Source organism: Methylotetracoccus oryzae, assembly GCF_006175985.1.
Lineage (GTDB): Bacteria > Pseudomonadota > Gammaproteobacteria > Methylococcales > Methylococcaceae > Methylotetracoccus > Methylotetracoccus oryzae.
This window is the reverse complement of sequence record NZ_SRSH01000020.1, coordinates 19,446-34,063: the sequence shown is the minus strand read 5'-3', so window position 1 is coordinate 34,063 and position 14,618 is coordinate 19,446. Positions and strand designations below refer to the sequence as shown.

Annotated in this window: 7 protein-coding genes and 1 pseudogene; 4 read left to right on the top strand and 4 right to left on the bottom strand. The window is 66.3% G+C overall.

Going from position 1 to position 14,618, the window contains the following annotated elements:
* The first annotated feature begins 21 nt into the window (after positions 1-21).
* The 4 genes and pseudogenes from BWR02_RS17390 (at position 22) to BWR02_RS17380 (ending at position 7,054) form a co-directional block, all read left to right on the top strand.
* Positions 22-2,469 carry an acetoacetate decarboxylase family protein gene (locus tag BWR02_RS17390; protein ID WP_139559178.1) on the top strand — a complete coding sequence of 816 codons (2,448 nt, stop codon included), beginning with the start codon at positions 22-24 and terminating at the stop codon, positions 2,467-2,469.
* 105 nt (positions 2,470-2,574) lie between these two features.
* Complete coding sequence (locus tag BWR02_RS17385; RefSeq protein WP_139559177.1) at positions 2,575-3,621, top strand: NAD-dependent epimerase/dehydratase family protein; 1,047 nt, start codon at positions 2,575-2,577, stop codon at positions 3,619-3,621.
* Between the two features lie 73 nt (positions 3,622-3,694).
* Positions 3,695-3,820 (top strand): annotated as a pseudogene (locus tag BWR02_RS21735) (double zinc ribbon domain-containing protein); the annotation flags it as partial.
* Between the two features lie 51 nt (positions 3,821-3,871).
* Positions 3,872-7,054 (top strand): AAA family ATPase, encoded by a 3,183-nt coding sequence (locus BWR02_RS17380; protein ID WP_236102377.1) that lies wholly within the window; start codon positions 3,872-3,874, stop codon positions 7,052-7,054.
* 46 nt (positions 7,055-7,100) lie between these two features.
* On the opposite strand, the gene BWR02_RS17375 is transcribed toward BWR02_RS17380, so the two are convergent.
* The 4 genes from BWR02_RS17375 to BWR02_RS17360 form a co-directional block, all read right to left on the bottom strand.
* Entirely contained in the window at positions 7,101-10,433 is a 3,333-nt protein-coding gene (locus tag BWR02_RS17375; RefSeq protein ID WP_139559175.1) for an adenylate/guanylate cyclase domain-containing protein, read from the bottom strand.
* A gap of 94 nt (positions 10,434-10,527) precedes the next feature.
* Positions 10,528-11,190 carry a Crp/Fnr family transcriptional regulator gene (locus BWR02_RS17370; protein ID WP_139559174.1) on the bottom strand — a complete coding sequence of 221 codons (663 nt, stop codon included), beginning with the start codon at positions 11,188-11,190 and terminating at the stop codon, positions 10,528-10,530.
* A gap of 277 nt (positions 11,191-11,467) precedes the next feature.
* On the bottom strand, positions 11,468-12,721 hold the full coding sequence (locus tag BWR02_RS17365; RefSeq protein ID WP_139559173.1) for a DUF4340 domain-containing protein: 1,254 nt from the start codon (positions 12,719-12,721) through the stop codon (positions 11,468-11,470).
* A 12-nt stretch (positions 12,722-12,733) separates the two neighbouring features.
* Positions 12,734-14,605 (bottom strand): GldG family protein, encoded by a 1,872-nt coding sequence (locus BWR02_RS17360; protein ID WP_139559172.1) that lies wholly within the window; start codon positions 14,603-14,605, stop codon positions 12,734-12,736.
* Positions 14,606-14,618: the final 13 nt, after the last annotated feature.

Here is a 14,618-nt window from a genome sequence, read left to right as displayed (position 1 = left end):
TCGATCAATGGGGGAATCGACATGACGGCACACTCGCACGACGGCAAACCACGCTACAACGAAGTCAATGGCCCGACCGAGCTGGCGGATCTGGCTTCATGCCCGCCTTTCCTGTTCCGCGAGGTGACGTCGCGGGTCTTTCCGATCAGGGCCAACATCGCCCGCCTGTACACGTTCTGCGACCAGTACCTGAACCTCGACATCCCCGACACGCTGGTGCATTTCCGGCCGTCGCTGCCTTACGTCTACATGATGGTCATCAACTACGGCAGCATGTCGGCCGCGTCGGCGAGGGCGCAGAACTTCGGCTGGGTCGCACAACGCGAGGTGACGTTCACGGTGCCACTCGAACGCTGGGTCCGCGATGAGGCGACCTGTGCCTGGCGGTTCGTGGACTGGGCCTGCGTGTCACCGTTCATTTTCGTCGATGACGCACTGTCCCTGAGCACCGGGCGCGAAGTCTACGGCTGGCCCAAGGTCCTCGCCGAAGTCAGCGCCGACGTGCCGCTCTGGGCTTCGAATCCCCGCGCCCCGACACGACTGTTTTCGCTGCGCACCCCCATCATTGCCGACCTCTACGACGGAGCCGGCGAGACCATGCGCGAACTGCTGCAGGTCGACCGCGATTCGGTTCCGCGCTTCACGGAAATTCCACCTGATCCCGACAACCCCTGGAATCCCCTGTCCGTCCTGGCTGGCAGCGCGCGCAGTGCGCTAGGTCTGATGGAAGATGCCTTCGACATGCTGGTGCGCCCCGGGGCACGCGGCTATCGGCACGGCTGGGACCTGTCCGCTCTGGCACCGATGTGCCGGGTGGCGGGTCGCAATCTGCGCAGCTTCCTGCCGCAGGTCCGCGGCATGATGGGCCCCAGCGGGCGCCATGCCGGGGACTCCGGCGGACTCGGCATCGACATGATCACGCTGAAGCAGTTCCGCGACGCCGGCGATCCGGCTCAGGCCTGCTACCAGGCCCTGGTGAATTCCCGCATGAGCATCGACCGCGTGAATCGCTGCGGCCTGCTGGGTGACTACAACCTGCTCCGAGGAGACCCTTCCGGTGGCTACGCGATCCGCATTCACCGCTATGCCGCGCAACCCATCGTCGACTGCCTGGGCCTGCACGTTAACCGCAGCGAAACCCACGACGGCACCGCCGTGGACGTGCTGAAGCCGACGTTTCCGTTCTGGACCGATGTCGATCTCCGCTACGGAACCGGCGAAACACTGGCTTGGCGGGCCCAGTGTGCGCATCCGGATGCCCACTGCACCGGCTGGCAAGTCGATAAGGCCGCGGCTCCCTGCGCGACGGAGAGCCTCACCGCAGCCAGCGGCCATGCGTCGGCGGCCGCCGCCCAGAGCAAAGCTGAATCGAACTTTCTGCTTTACAACACGCTGCAGGGCGCGGGAACCCAGGCTGTCTCGGGCCCCTTCGAGTTTCCCGACCTGACGCTGCAGGTGTATGGGCTCGACGCCGATCCGTCGGTGATGCAAGGCTTCGTCGACGACTACCTGAACATGCCACTGGGCGGTAAACCGTCGGCTGGCAAACACCGCTTCGAAGCGTCTGGCGCACAGGTCTATCTGCTGGTGTCGGCGCTGGGACGCAAGGGTGGCGGAATGTGGTCCGAGACCAACGACATTGGGTGGTGGGCCGACAAGGACGTATCCTTTGCCATCCCCGTCAAGCATTACCGGCGGACGGACGCATCCGAGGCGCCGGATTCGGCGTGGGAACTGGTCGAGATGGGTCTCGTCACCCCGTTCGCATTCGCGAACCGGAGCCGGGCCGTAATCTCGGACCGCGAGATCAACGGGCGCTCGACGATCTATGCCGAAATCGACAGCGTCGTCGGTCCATGGCTGAACCAAGACGACGACCCGAATGCCCTGCGCCCGCTGCTGACCGTGTCGACGGAGATGTTTCCGGCCTTCTTCATGGGCCAGGAGGCCGAGCGGGACACCTTGATCGAACTCTGCGGGACCGGCGGGGCGGTCGAGGCTGCGAAAGCCGCCAAGAACGAGAAAGCCCGGCGCGACACGGCCGGCACACCGCCTAAATTCGATACCCCGCTGCCTGCTTGGCTCAAGCTCGACGCTGCGGGCTCCGGGCAGGGCAAAGGCCAGCCGTCCCTGACGCGCTACAACCTGAAACAGTACCGCGATGCCCGACAGGTGGGACGTGCCTGCTATCAGGCCGTGACCGCCATGCCCTGGTACGTGGAGCAGGGTTACGAACTCACGCCCATCGAGCCCAGCGTGACTATTCGCCTCGCGACGACACCCGCTTACCCCATCGCTCAGACCCTTGGGCTTGCGACCAAGGACGAGAAGCCGAACGGAAAACGGCGATTCCAGATCATCGCACCGAAGGCGTCTTTCCAACTCCGCGCTCACCTGCGCGAAGAACTCGCTCGAACCTTGTGCTGGCGAACCCACGAGGGACGCTGGCTCGATGGAGACCCGGATTGAACCGACCGGAACGCCGCTCGGGGCGGATCCGCGCCCACAGCAGCCCCACCGCTTCTTTCCCGTCGTCCTGATGCGCCGGCGAGTGGCGTCGTTCCGGCCACCGGCATGAGCCAGGGCATCGTGCGGGCGCTCGTGCTGGGCGGCTCGGGCCACATCGGCAATGCCGTCGTGCGCGAGCTGTTGGCATGCGGCGCGAAGGTCACCGTGACCTCCCGGCGTGCAGAGCCAACACCGAACCTCCAGGAACTGGACATCGACTTCGTCAGGGTCCGCGGCGAGATCCCCCACAAGGCCGGCGATCTGGTTCGCGGCCATGATCTCGTCGTCGACGCTGCCGCCCCCTATCCCTTGCGTATCTTCGACCGGGACCGCCCCTGCGGCATGAACCCTATGGACTACGCGGCCTGCCGGTCCGAGGCCCTGATCGCCGCTGCGCGCCGGGCCCGCAGCCGGCTGGCCGTCGTCGGCTCGTTCACCACGCTGCCGCGCCCGGGGCGGCTGGCGGAACGTATCGAAGCCGGACTGCTCGATCGGCTACACCCCTATTTCGAGGTCAAGCGGGCCATCGATACCTCGGTGCTGGGGGCCGCCCGTCGCGGCCTGCAGGGGCTCGTGATCAGTCCCACCGCCGTGCTCGGCCCATGGGACGGGAAGGATCGGGACCTGTGCTTCCTGCCTCTGACCCTCAACGGCCGGCTGCCGTTTGCGAGCACCCGCGTGATCAACGTGATCGATGTCCGGGAGGTCGCGACCGGGCTGGTCCGCGCCGTGCTGAACGGGCGCTTCGGCGCCCGCCTGCCGCTGTGCGGTCATAACCTGCGGCTATGCGAGCTGACCCGGGAAGCCTGCGCGCTGGCCGGCGTCCGCCCGCCCCCACTGTACGGCTCGACCCGATGCGCGGCGGGCCTCGCGCTTTGGGGCGAAGCCGGATGGGGCGCACTTGGCCTGAACTCGCCGGTTCCTTCGCTGCCGTCACTGCTGGCGCGCTACAGCTATCCGATGACGCCGGGACCGGCCCAGCAGCAGCTCGGGATCGTGCCACGTCCGCTGCTCGAGACTTTACGCGACGCCATCAACTGGTATGCTTCCGTGGGTTATCTGGAACCCGCGCGCACCCTCGACTCCGGGGCCGCGCCCACGCCCTCGGCCTGAGCCAGCGCACCGCGGTGCCGCTTTGCGATCGGGCCGGGCGGGTCAGAGTCAGTCAAGTCGATGGTAGCCCAGCATGCATTGCCCGAAGTGTTCCACTGAAGTCCGCCCGGGTCACCGGTTCTGCAGCGCATGCGGCACCGCATTGCACAACTTCTGCGCCGCTTGTGGCTTTCTCAACCTGCCGGAGGCCCGGTTTTGCGGTGGTTGTGGACAACCCCTGGCAGTCGGAGCGGGCGTCGCCTCCCCGGACTTGACAGCGGCCGCACTGACCAAGCCCGGCGACGGCGGTACGACGTTCCACGATGAATCCCAGGTCGAGCGACGGCAGCTGACGGTGATGTTCTGCGAGCTGGTCAAGTGCGGAACCTCGGCCGACAGCCTGGACCCGGAAGTGTTGCGCAACCTGCTGCGCGACTACGAGCGCACCTGTGCCCGGGTCACCGCCGAGTTCGACGGGTTCGTCGCCCAGTTCGTGGGCGATGAGGTCATGGTGTATTTTGGCTATCCGAAGGCACACGAGAACGACGCAGAGCGGGCCGTCTGTGCCGGACTCAAGATCATCGAAGCCGTGTCCGCGTTGCCGGCGGCCATCAGCCTGCAATGGCGGCCCCAGGTCGGGATCGCGACGGGGCTGGTCGTAGTCGGCGATCGCATCGCCAAGGGTGAGAGCTGGGAAGTCGGCGTCGTCGGCGAAACACCCAACCTCGCGGCCCGCATCGCCAGTGTGGCCCAACCCGGCTCGGTCTACATCGGCTCCCTGACACGCAGCCTGCTGGGGGAACAATTCGAATACGCCGATGCCGGCCAGCATGCCTTCAAGGGCTTCGAGCAACCGGCCCAGGTGTGGCAGGTCGTCTCGCAACGCGCGGTCGACAGCCGCTTCAAGGCAGTGCGCGCGTCGTTCATGACGCGCATGATCGACCGGACGCACGAGCGGGCCCTGTTGATGGAACGCTGCAACCGGGTCATGGCCGGCGCCGGGCAGGTGGTGCTGATCGGCGGCGAACCCGGCATTGGCAAGTCGCGGCTGGCGCGCGATCTGGTTGACCGGATGCGGACGGAATGGTCCGCCCAGTTGCTCGAGATCCAATGTTCGCCGCTGCACACGAAGAGCGCGTTGTTTCCCCTGATCAACACGCTGGAGCACCTGGTGTTCGGCGGCGCGCGGCCGGCGGACACCGCCGCCGCCTGGGCGCGGCTGACGGCCTTTCTGGACAGCCATGAAGTGACGCCCGCCGAGGAAGCGCTGCCGCTGTTCGCGAGCCTGTTGTCCATACCCGTCCCCGCGCATCTCACCGCCCCGTTGATGACACCCGAGCGCCAGCGGCGGCTGACCATGCAGTACCTGTTTGCCCTGGTGGCGCAGTTGGCGCGCCGCCAGCCGCTGCTGCTGTTGCTGGAGGATCTACACTGGGCGGATCCCTCCACGCTGGAGTTCGTCAACTTCATCGTCGAACGCGGTGGCTCGGATTCGCTGCTGGCCCTGTTCACGACGCGCCCCGACTTCACCCCGCCGTGGACCTTCAGGCCTCACGTGACCGTCATTCCCCTGGGCCGACTCGCCGGCCAGGACGCTCAGGCCCTGGCCCGCGAGAGTATCGGCAGCGCCGATCTGGCGCCGGACATCGTCGCCGCCGTGGTCGAGAAAACGGACGGCATACCGCTTTATGTCCAGGAGTATGCGCGCGCGATGTCCGATACGCGCGGCGATGTAGCCGCTGCGCGCAGCGGCGCCAACCCGATCCCGACCACGCTGCACGAGCTGCTGCTGGCCCGCCTCGATCGCCTGGGCGATGCCAAGTTTCTGGCGCAACTCGCCGCGATGCTCGGACGGGAGTTCAGCGCGCCGGTGCTGGAGGCGGTCTGGACCGGCAGTTCCGATGCATTCTGGACCGGCCTCAAGCGCATGATCGACGAAGAGGTCGTCAACGCGCATCCCGAGCCCACTCAGGAAAGCTACATCTTCCGGCACGCGCTGCTGCAGGACGCCGCCTACGAGTCGCTGCTGCGCAGCACCCGGCTGAAGTATCACGGAAGGATCGCCGAGACGCTGGAGAACCGTTTCCCCGAAATCGCGAACACGCAGCCGGAACTGCTCGCCCATCACTACAGTGCGGCGAAAGCGACGTTCAAGGCCATCACCTGGTGGGAAAAGGCCGGGCAGCGCGCGAATGCGCTGGCCGCGCCCTACGAGGCAGGTCAGCATTTCTCGACGGCGCTGGGCCTGTTGGCGCGACTGCCGCCGGAGATGAACCGCGATGCACTCGAGCTGAGCCTGCAGCTGCAGCTGGGAATGAGCCTGTCGACCTTCGTTTATACCGCGCCGGAGGCCGGTGCAGCCTTTCAGCGCGCGCGGGACCTGTGCGGGCAACTCGGCGAGGCGATCGAGCAGTTTCCGGTACTACTGGGCCTGTGGAGCTTTTATCTGGTCCGCGGCGACATCGACACGGCCATCGGCCTGGCCGAGGACTGTCTGCGCCTCGGTACGGATCAACGGCGGACCGACTGCCTCGCGGAAACCTTCTCCGCCCTGGGTTACGCGTTGATGTACCGCGGTGACTTCCAGGCGAGCGTGGAGCGGCTGCAGGAATGCGTCCGCATCTGCAGCGAACACGACAAGGTCGATCACTATGCCACGCAGCACCATCCACTGGTCGCCGGGCAGGCGCTGCTGGTGCACCTGGCCTGGCTGACCGGCAACCGCGCCTTGTCGCGCGATGGGCGCATGGACCCGATTGCGACCGCCGAACGGCTAGACCGCCCCTTCGATCGCACCTACGCCTGCTGCTACACGGCCGAGTTGCAGATCATGCGGCGGCGGTACGTCGACGGTGCCCGCTACGCGACCTTGACGCTGGAACTGGCGCACCGCTATGGCTTCACACTATGGGAGGAGGCCGCGCGGTTCCACCAGGCCATGGCGCTGAACGGTCTCGGGAAAAGCGACGAGGCCATCCGCCTTCTGGAAAAGTCGCTGGATGCGTGGCAGGAAAAGGGCGCCGGTCTGCACCGGGCGTACTTCCTGGCAGGGCTCGCGGAGAGTTACCGTGACGCGGGTCGCCACGACGACGCGCTGAGCATCATCGAACAGGCTCGCGAACATGCCGAAGACTTCCACGAACATTTTTTTCTTGCGGAAATCCTGCGGCTGCGTGGGGAACTGCGCGCGCACAGGGAAGGCCCTGGATCGCCTGCAGCTCGGTCCGATCTGGAGCGCGCGCGGGACTTTGCCGAGCGGCAGGGCGCGCGATTCTTCCATCTGCGGGCCCTGGCCTCGCTGTTTCGGTTGGACCGTCAGGCCGGGCGCCCGGCCGCGGACCGCGCTGCACTGGTGTCACTGTGCGAGGAATTGACCGCGGGCGGCTTTGCCGAAGAAGTCGATGTGCTGGCGGCAAAGGCATTGACCGAGGAGAGCATCGCGACGTCGGCATGAGCGGCGACGGTCTTGGGCGGGGGATGCCCGAGGCATACGCGATCGCCTAGAAGATCGTCTTGCCGAGTTGCGCGCGCGCGTCGTGCAGGTCGGCCAGCATGTCGCCCGAACTGCCGTGCCCGACGGCTTCGCAGATCGATTCCAGCGCCGCCCGCGACACCTCGGGGCAACCGCGGGCAATGCACAGCTTGTGCAGGCTGGTCGCAGCCCGGAGTTCGAACATCACGGCTCCCTGGCCCTGGGCAATCTCGATGGCCCGCATCAGGTCAGCCTGCGCCGCCTCATCGTCTGCGGGTTCACTGAGCGCCCGCAATTCGCCGCGAAGCTGGAACAGCAGCGCGTCGTACAGGTGCTCGTTGTGGTGCCGCGCATGTTCGACCGCTTCCTCGATCGTATCGAAGGCAGGACCCAGCATACCGTTGTTGCGGTAGATCTCGGCCAGATGGCCGAGGAAGAACGAGCGATTGATTTCGCCGCCTGACGCCCGCCACCCCTGCAGCCCGGTGATCAGCAGGTTGATGGCTTCGCTCCCGCCGCCGCGCAAGCCTTCGGCCACGGCCAGATAGAGGGTGCCGGCCTGCAACCAGACGGCGAACCCATGCTGCTGCGACAATTCGATCACCCGATTCGCCTGATCGACTGCCGCCGCGAGGTTGCGCCGCAGCGTCTCGAGCAGCGCGGCAAAACCGTGCGTGTAGGCCTGATCGAAAGGGCGTCCCGAGCATTCGGCACGCTCCAAGGTTTCCCGCATGTAGCGCGTGGCCCCGTTATCGTCCCCGGCCATCCAGCTGATCACGGCCAGCAGGCAACCGTAGGCAATCGCCGGATGCTGGGGCGTCGGATACGTGAACTGCCCGTCGTCGTGGGTCAGGAACAGATCGAAACCCGCGAGCAGCGCCGAACGCGCCGCGCCCAGTTCGCCGGCGAACACCAGCGCATAACCGAGCACGTCGTAACTCCCGATCAGATAATCGACACGCTGCAGTTCCTTGCCCAGGCGCACGCACTCCTCGGCCAGTTCACGTGCGGTCTGCAGCTTGGACCGCACCAGATAGAACGCGCTGAGCCCCCTCAACACCGGATACAACTCCGCGCTGTCGCCGCGCAGGCGGCAAAGTTCACGCGCCCTATCGTAGGTGGCCTCGACCTCCGCCGCGGCGTACCCGGAACGCATGGACAGGCTGACCCCGGCCTGCACCAGCAGATCCAGCTCCAGACGTTGACGTTCCGCACTTTCGGGGAGCGTCGCGAGCAAGCGCAGTGCATGGGAGAAATGGACGCCGGCTTCCGCGTGCCCGCCCAGTTCGACCGCGCGTCGCCCGGCCCACTCGAGACACCCCACCGCGCGCATCGCCATGTCGCCCCCGGCAAAATGCTGGGCCAGTGTCTCGGGCTCCGAGGCAGCCAGCTCGGGGAAATCGCGTTCGAGTATACCGGCGATACGGGCGTGCTCCGCCACCCGCTCCGTGGGTGACAACAGTCCGTACACGGCGTCGCGGATCAAGGCATGCTTGAACACATAGCGACCCGCAGACGACGGGCCCCGGGTCTCCACAAAACCGGCCTGCAGCAGATCGGTCAGTCCGGGCGCCAGCGCGTCCGGAGCGCCGGACCAGGCCGCGGCCAATACCGGCAGCCGGAATTCGTAGCCGAGCACCGCGGCCAATCGCGCCACAGCCGCACCGCTGCCTAGCCGGCTGCGCACCGCGTCCCGCAGCGATCCCGGCTCCGGGATCCGGTCGTCAGCGGTCATGTCGCGCCGTACACTGGCGGCAACGAGCGCCTTGGTGAATTCCTCGATATACAACGGCAAGCCGCCGCTGCGCGCCAACACCCTGGCGGTAGTCGCGGGATCCAGCGTCGCCGGTGCGGCCACCGCAGCCGCCATCACGGTCGCATCCGCCGTGTCGAGGCGCTCCAGAGCGATCAGGGTGACGTTGCGCTGCAGGAACCAGGCGGGGTTGAAGTCGGCGGCGGCCGTGATCAGCCCCAACACCGGCAGCGAGGCGGCCTGGGTCGCGACAAACGCCACGAAATCCAGCGTCGAGGGGTCGGCCCACTGCAGGTCCTCGATCACCAGCAACAACGGCTTGCCGCCGGCTCGCCGCAGCATCAATGACAACAGGGACTGCTGTATCAGGCGTTGCTGCCGCTCCGGCGCATGCGGAGCCCGGGTCGCCTGGCCTGCTTCGGACGGCAGCGGCACGGACAGCAATTGCGCGAACAGCGGCGGCACTTCTGCCAGGTCTTCCAGGGCCAGTTCTGCCAGCAAGCGGCAGATGCCGGACCAGGCGTCCAGTGCTTCCGGAGGCCGGCGGCCCGCGAAAAACAGTTGGTTCAGACACTGGATCAGTGGATGGTAGGCACTGTCCGTGTGTGCGGGCGAACAAGAGAGTTCGATCGCAAACGTGTTATGCCGGCTGCCCAGCCACTGCAGGGCTTCCTTTGCGAGCCGTGACTTTCCGACGCCGGCCTCGCCCCGGATCAACACGATCTGTCCCGATCCATCGTGCAGGCGCGCGGCACAACGGGTCAGCACGGCGCGCTGTTGCGACCGCCCCACCAGCGGAATTGCCAGTCTGGGCGGAGCCCGCCGGAGGTGCTCCGGCACCCCTTGAGCGTCCGCGAGCCGCCACGCTTCGACCGGTTGCGAAAACCCCTTGACGCTCTGAAAACCGAGACTTTCGCTGAGGAACTCAGAGCCCAACAGGGCCCGGGTGGCCGCGTCGATCGCAATGCCGTTGGGTCCGCTGAGCGTCTGCAGGCGCGCTGCGAGCTGAGGCGCCTCACCCACGACGACCCGATCGCCCATACCGCCACCCCGGCCGACGATCACGACGCCGGTCGCCAGCCCCACCCGTACCCGCAGCAACAGACCATGGCCGGGATGCACGTCACTGACCGCGGCGATCGCGCGTATGGCGGCACAGACGGCACGCTGAGCATCGTCCTCACTGACCTGCGGGTAGCCAAAGTAAGCCAGCACACCGTCGCCCAGGTATTGCGCAACGTAGCCGTCGTACTCGGTGATCGCCGTCGCGCACGCCTGCTGATACGCGGCGAGAACCGACCGATAGTCCTCCGGGTCCAAGGCGGTCGCCAGACCACTGGAATCCACCAGATCACAGAACATCGCCGTGATCTGCCGCTTGCGCTGATCGGCTTCCGGAGGCGGGCGACGCGGTTCCGGACTGACTGCGACACGCGCCGGATTCGACTTCAAGATCAGGCCGCAGCCACCGCAGAAGTTCGCCGTGATCTCGTTGGAGAACCCGCAGCGGCCGCAAACGCCGGGCGCCCCCGCCGCCAATTCCCGGCCGCACCCAGTGCAGAAGCGCTGTCCCGGGTGGGACTCCGTTCCGCAGTGCGAACACTTCACTTTCGGTCTCCGTAGATCAGATGCACAGCCAGCATGGCTTGGTCAGCGGATTCGCCGGCCCGAGCAGGCACCGCAAGACGCGGCGGCATGAGGGCTACCAGAAGGCCGGCAGCTTGCGCTGTATCAGCAACGCCTTTCCCGCGTTCGCGACATAACCGCCGCTCACCAGATCCTTCATGATCTTGCTGACCATTTCGCGCGAGGAACCGATACGGCTGGCGATGTCCTGATGGCTGGGCCGTTCGATCACCGTCGGGCAACCATCGACATCCTCGGCCAATTCGTACAACAGTCGGGACAGGCGGCCATACACGTCGAACAGGGCCAGGCTGCGCGTGCTTTCGGTCAGCGCCCGGACTCGCCGGGTCAGCCCCTTGATGACCGAAGCAGCCGCGTCCGGACGGGCTGCCAGCCAGCTCTTGAAGTCATCTTTCGCAATCAGCCCGCAGACGGTCTTCTCGAGGGTCATGACCGAGGTCGAACGGGGATCGTCATCGAGCAGCGACAGCTCGCCGAAGTAGGATCCCGGTGTCTGGATCGATAGCGTGATCTCCTTGCCCGCCGCGCTGGACAGAAACACCCGCGCCTTGCCGCTCAGGATCACGTAGAGCGGACCGGCCTGATCACCCTCGGTGATCACCACCGCATTCTTTGGAAATGTCCGCACATGGGCCTTGGAGGCCAGGGCCTGCAAGGTCTCCTCCGAAACGTCGCAAAAATATGGGACCTGCTTGAGTCCCGAGATGATGTCTTCCAAGGCCGCCCCCAACACGATACCCCACTTCGCCGCGAGCGGAATGCTGGCATAAACGCCGCAATGTTTCCACCTGGGGCGAGCTTGCTCGATGAGGAGGGTCGCGGGGCACCAACCACGCGATACACGGGAGTCGCAACGGGGCTTCGCCCCGACCGCGTAAGGGAAGCACTTCGCGGGCGCGCCGGTGAATGTTGCCTCACCGGCCTCGGTCAGGGGGAAGCCCTGGCTGCCACCTTGCGCGGCAGCCGTGGCACCCCCAAATCAGATCGCAAGAGAACTACTTGCGCGCCGCCGGCTTCTTGCCGGCGCTCGGCGCGGCCGCAGCGGACGGCTTCAAGAGACTGTCTATCGTCTTGTCGAGTTCGGCGTACTTGAAATCCGGCAGCACGAAGGTCCAACCGGCGAAGCGTGCCGACAACTCGGCCGCATCGGCATTCAGCTTGTCGAGGCGCTGGCGCCGGTCTGCCGCCGGATCGCTGACGGCCAGCGGCGGGCTTGCCGGAGCACCCACCGCCTGCGACAGCGCATCGCCTGCCGGCTTGTTGCCTGACTTGGGATCGGTCGCCTTCTGCGGTGCTTCATGCTCGGCCTTGGCCTTGGCCTGATCGGCAGCGATCCGGGCATCGGCCAGCGCGGCATCCACTTGCGTGCTCAGTCGGGCCAGCGGCCTGCCGTCCTTTTTCCAGGCATCGAGTTGCAACACCAGTCCGTCGAAAGTCGTGAAGACCGCCGTCGTGACCTGGCCGTTCCCCGGGACCTCCGCATCGCGCTGGGGCATGACATCGGCCAGCATCAAACCTCCCGGAATGGAGGCCAGACGCGCCGGCGCTCCTTCCGCCACCTCCCGCCCCTTCGGGATATCGAGGAGCCGGAAGGTCGTATCGCTTTCCTGCGCCTTCTCGATCCGGACCGTCTTGCCGTCGGGCCGACGCAGCGAGACCTGCCGGATGCGGGCCGCAGGCAGATCCACCATGGCCGTTTCGAGCCAGTCGGTCGGGGCCTTCGCAACCGTCAGTTCCCCCTTCGCGAGCCAGCTCTGCGGCTCATCGGGCCGGCGCACGAAGGTCGCACCGCCGCGGCTGGCCGTCGTGCCGACGATCAACCGCACGGGCTGACCCAGTCCGTCCAGCGTCAGCAGCACGCCTTTCGCGTCCGCACCCGCTGGCTCGTCGACACCGAGCTCCGCATAGCGCTGCGGATTCGCAGTCTTCGGTTCCAACAGGGCCGCATCGGTCAGCTTCAACAGCAGTTCCCGCAGCTTGCCGGTATCGGCCGGGTAATCGCCACGTTCCTTGACGCGCCAGCCCTGACTGCTTTTCGTCAGGGTGACCAGCACCTTGTTTTCCGGACCGGTGATCGTCAGGCCGGTGACGTCGTTGATGTGTCCATGCAGGGCCGGCACGGCGAAGGTCGCCGAGCGATCGGGCTCAGCGACCGGCCGCCGGGCATGGTTCAACGCCACGGCAGCGACGATCGCGAGCACGGCGGCCACGCCGAGCAGGCCAACGGTTCGGGAATTGATATGCGTCATGACTCGGTCTCCTCAATGCGCCCGCTGCCTGGCATTCCACCAGACGTAACCCACCGCACCGAAAGTCAGCAGGATGGGGATCAACGCGATGTTGATGAACTTCAGCCAGGCGCCCAGGGCCTCGATATCGCTATCGAGCTGCCGGCGGACTTCACGCAGCTCCTTGCGAATCTCGAGCTTGCGCTTCAGGAATTGCTCGAGCCCGGCCTTCTGCTCGGGGCTCAGCACCAGCGCCTCATCGCGGCTCTTGCCTGTCTGCAACTCAGCCAGCTTGCGCTCGGTGTCGGTCAGTTCCTTCTGCAGTTCCCGCTCCTTGTCGCGGAAGCGGTCGTCGGCCGCTTGCTTGAGCTCCTCGACCTTCGTGAACGGCCGCTGCGATGTCGCACGGCCCCGGATCGAGATCAGGTCGGTCGAGCCGGTCAGGTTGTCGACGGCGTTGACGAAGAAATCGCCGTTGTTGGCGAACGCGTTCATCATGTTCTGCCCGAAGAAGTTCTGCACCCGAACCCACATCCGGTCGCTGAGCAGGTCGGTATCGGCCACCAGCACCACCAGCCCCGGCTCCTTGGCCTCGGTCAGATGGCCCTCACCCTGGCGATCCGGAAAGGCGGTCTTGAAGGTACCCTGCAACCGCGCGGCGATCGTGTAGCGCACACCCGTGGGCGTAAAACCTTCCCACAGTTCGGTCGGATCCCGGACCAGCTTGACGCGCTGCGCGGGTGCGGTCATCGACTGGGCGCTGGATTCGAACAACGGTACCAGCTTCAGCGCGCTGCCCTGCGCCAGTTTGAAATAGCCGGCGCTGGCCACGTTGATCGACTCCAGGTTGGCCGTCACGATGTCGTCGCGATTCAGATCCGGCGCCTTGAGGCCGATGATTCCCGGATGGCGGACGGGCGGCGCCCCGGGCGCCACCCCGACCGGGACCGCACGGGCACGATCCAGCACGACCTGGTCCGGCGTGTACTCGACGCCCCAGGCCTTGAACAAGGCCGGCAGATCGGACGACTTGTCCGCCAGCATGGCCATGTGGGGATTCGACGGATCGGCGCCGGTCGTGTCGAGCTCGGCGTTCGGGTCGACGAAAGCCAGCAAATGGCCGCCGCGCAGCACGAACTGATCGATCGCGTACTGCGCGTCGTCATTGAGTTGCTTGGGATGCACGACCACCAGGACCCCGATGTCCTTGTCGACCGCCTTCAGGGTCGAGCCGTCCAGTTCCTTCACGTCGAACAACTGCGACAGCTCCTGATAGACGCCCCAGGGCTCGCGCATCGAGCGCGTCATCGGATCGAACCCGGCGGCCAGCGGCAGCCCCGACAGCAGGCCCACGGCGAGCTTCTTGGGGGCCGCGAGATCGTGGATCAGTTTCGCGACGTCGTATTCCAGAAACGACTCCTTGCCTGGATCGAAGAAAGCGATGACCGCCTGCCCGTCGGTGGCATTGGTGCCGACCAGGCCCAGTGAGACCTTCTCGCCCGACGGCCCCAGCGGGAGGCCCTGTATCCCCGCGGCGGCCGCGCGATCCTCGTCCTCCGAGTAGGGCAGCGGATCGATCAGCGTCAGCCGCAGCTTGCCGCCGGCCCGCGCCGCCATTTCCTCGAGCAGTTCGTGGACGCGGTTGTAGTAGACCCGCAGGGCCCGGATATCCGGCCGGTTGCTGTCCGCCGTGGCCTTGTCGGAGAAATAAAGCGTCAGGTTGAGCGGCTCGTCGAGGTTCCCGAGGATATTCCGGGTTCCTTCCGACAAGGTGTAGAGCTTGTGCTCGGTCAGGTCGAGCCGAGCCCCCCGGAACAGCAGGTTGCTGACCAACACGGCGGCGACGAACAGCACGGCGATGAGCGCCAGCGCGCCGCCTGTCAGGGTCTTACGGTTGAATGTCATGGCGGGTTCCCTC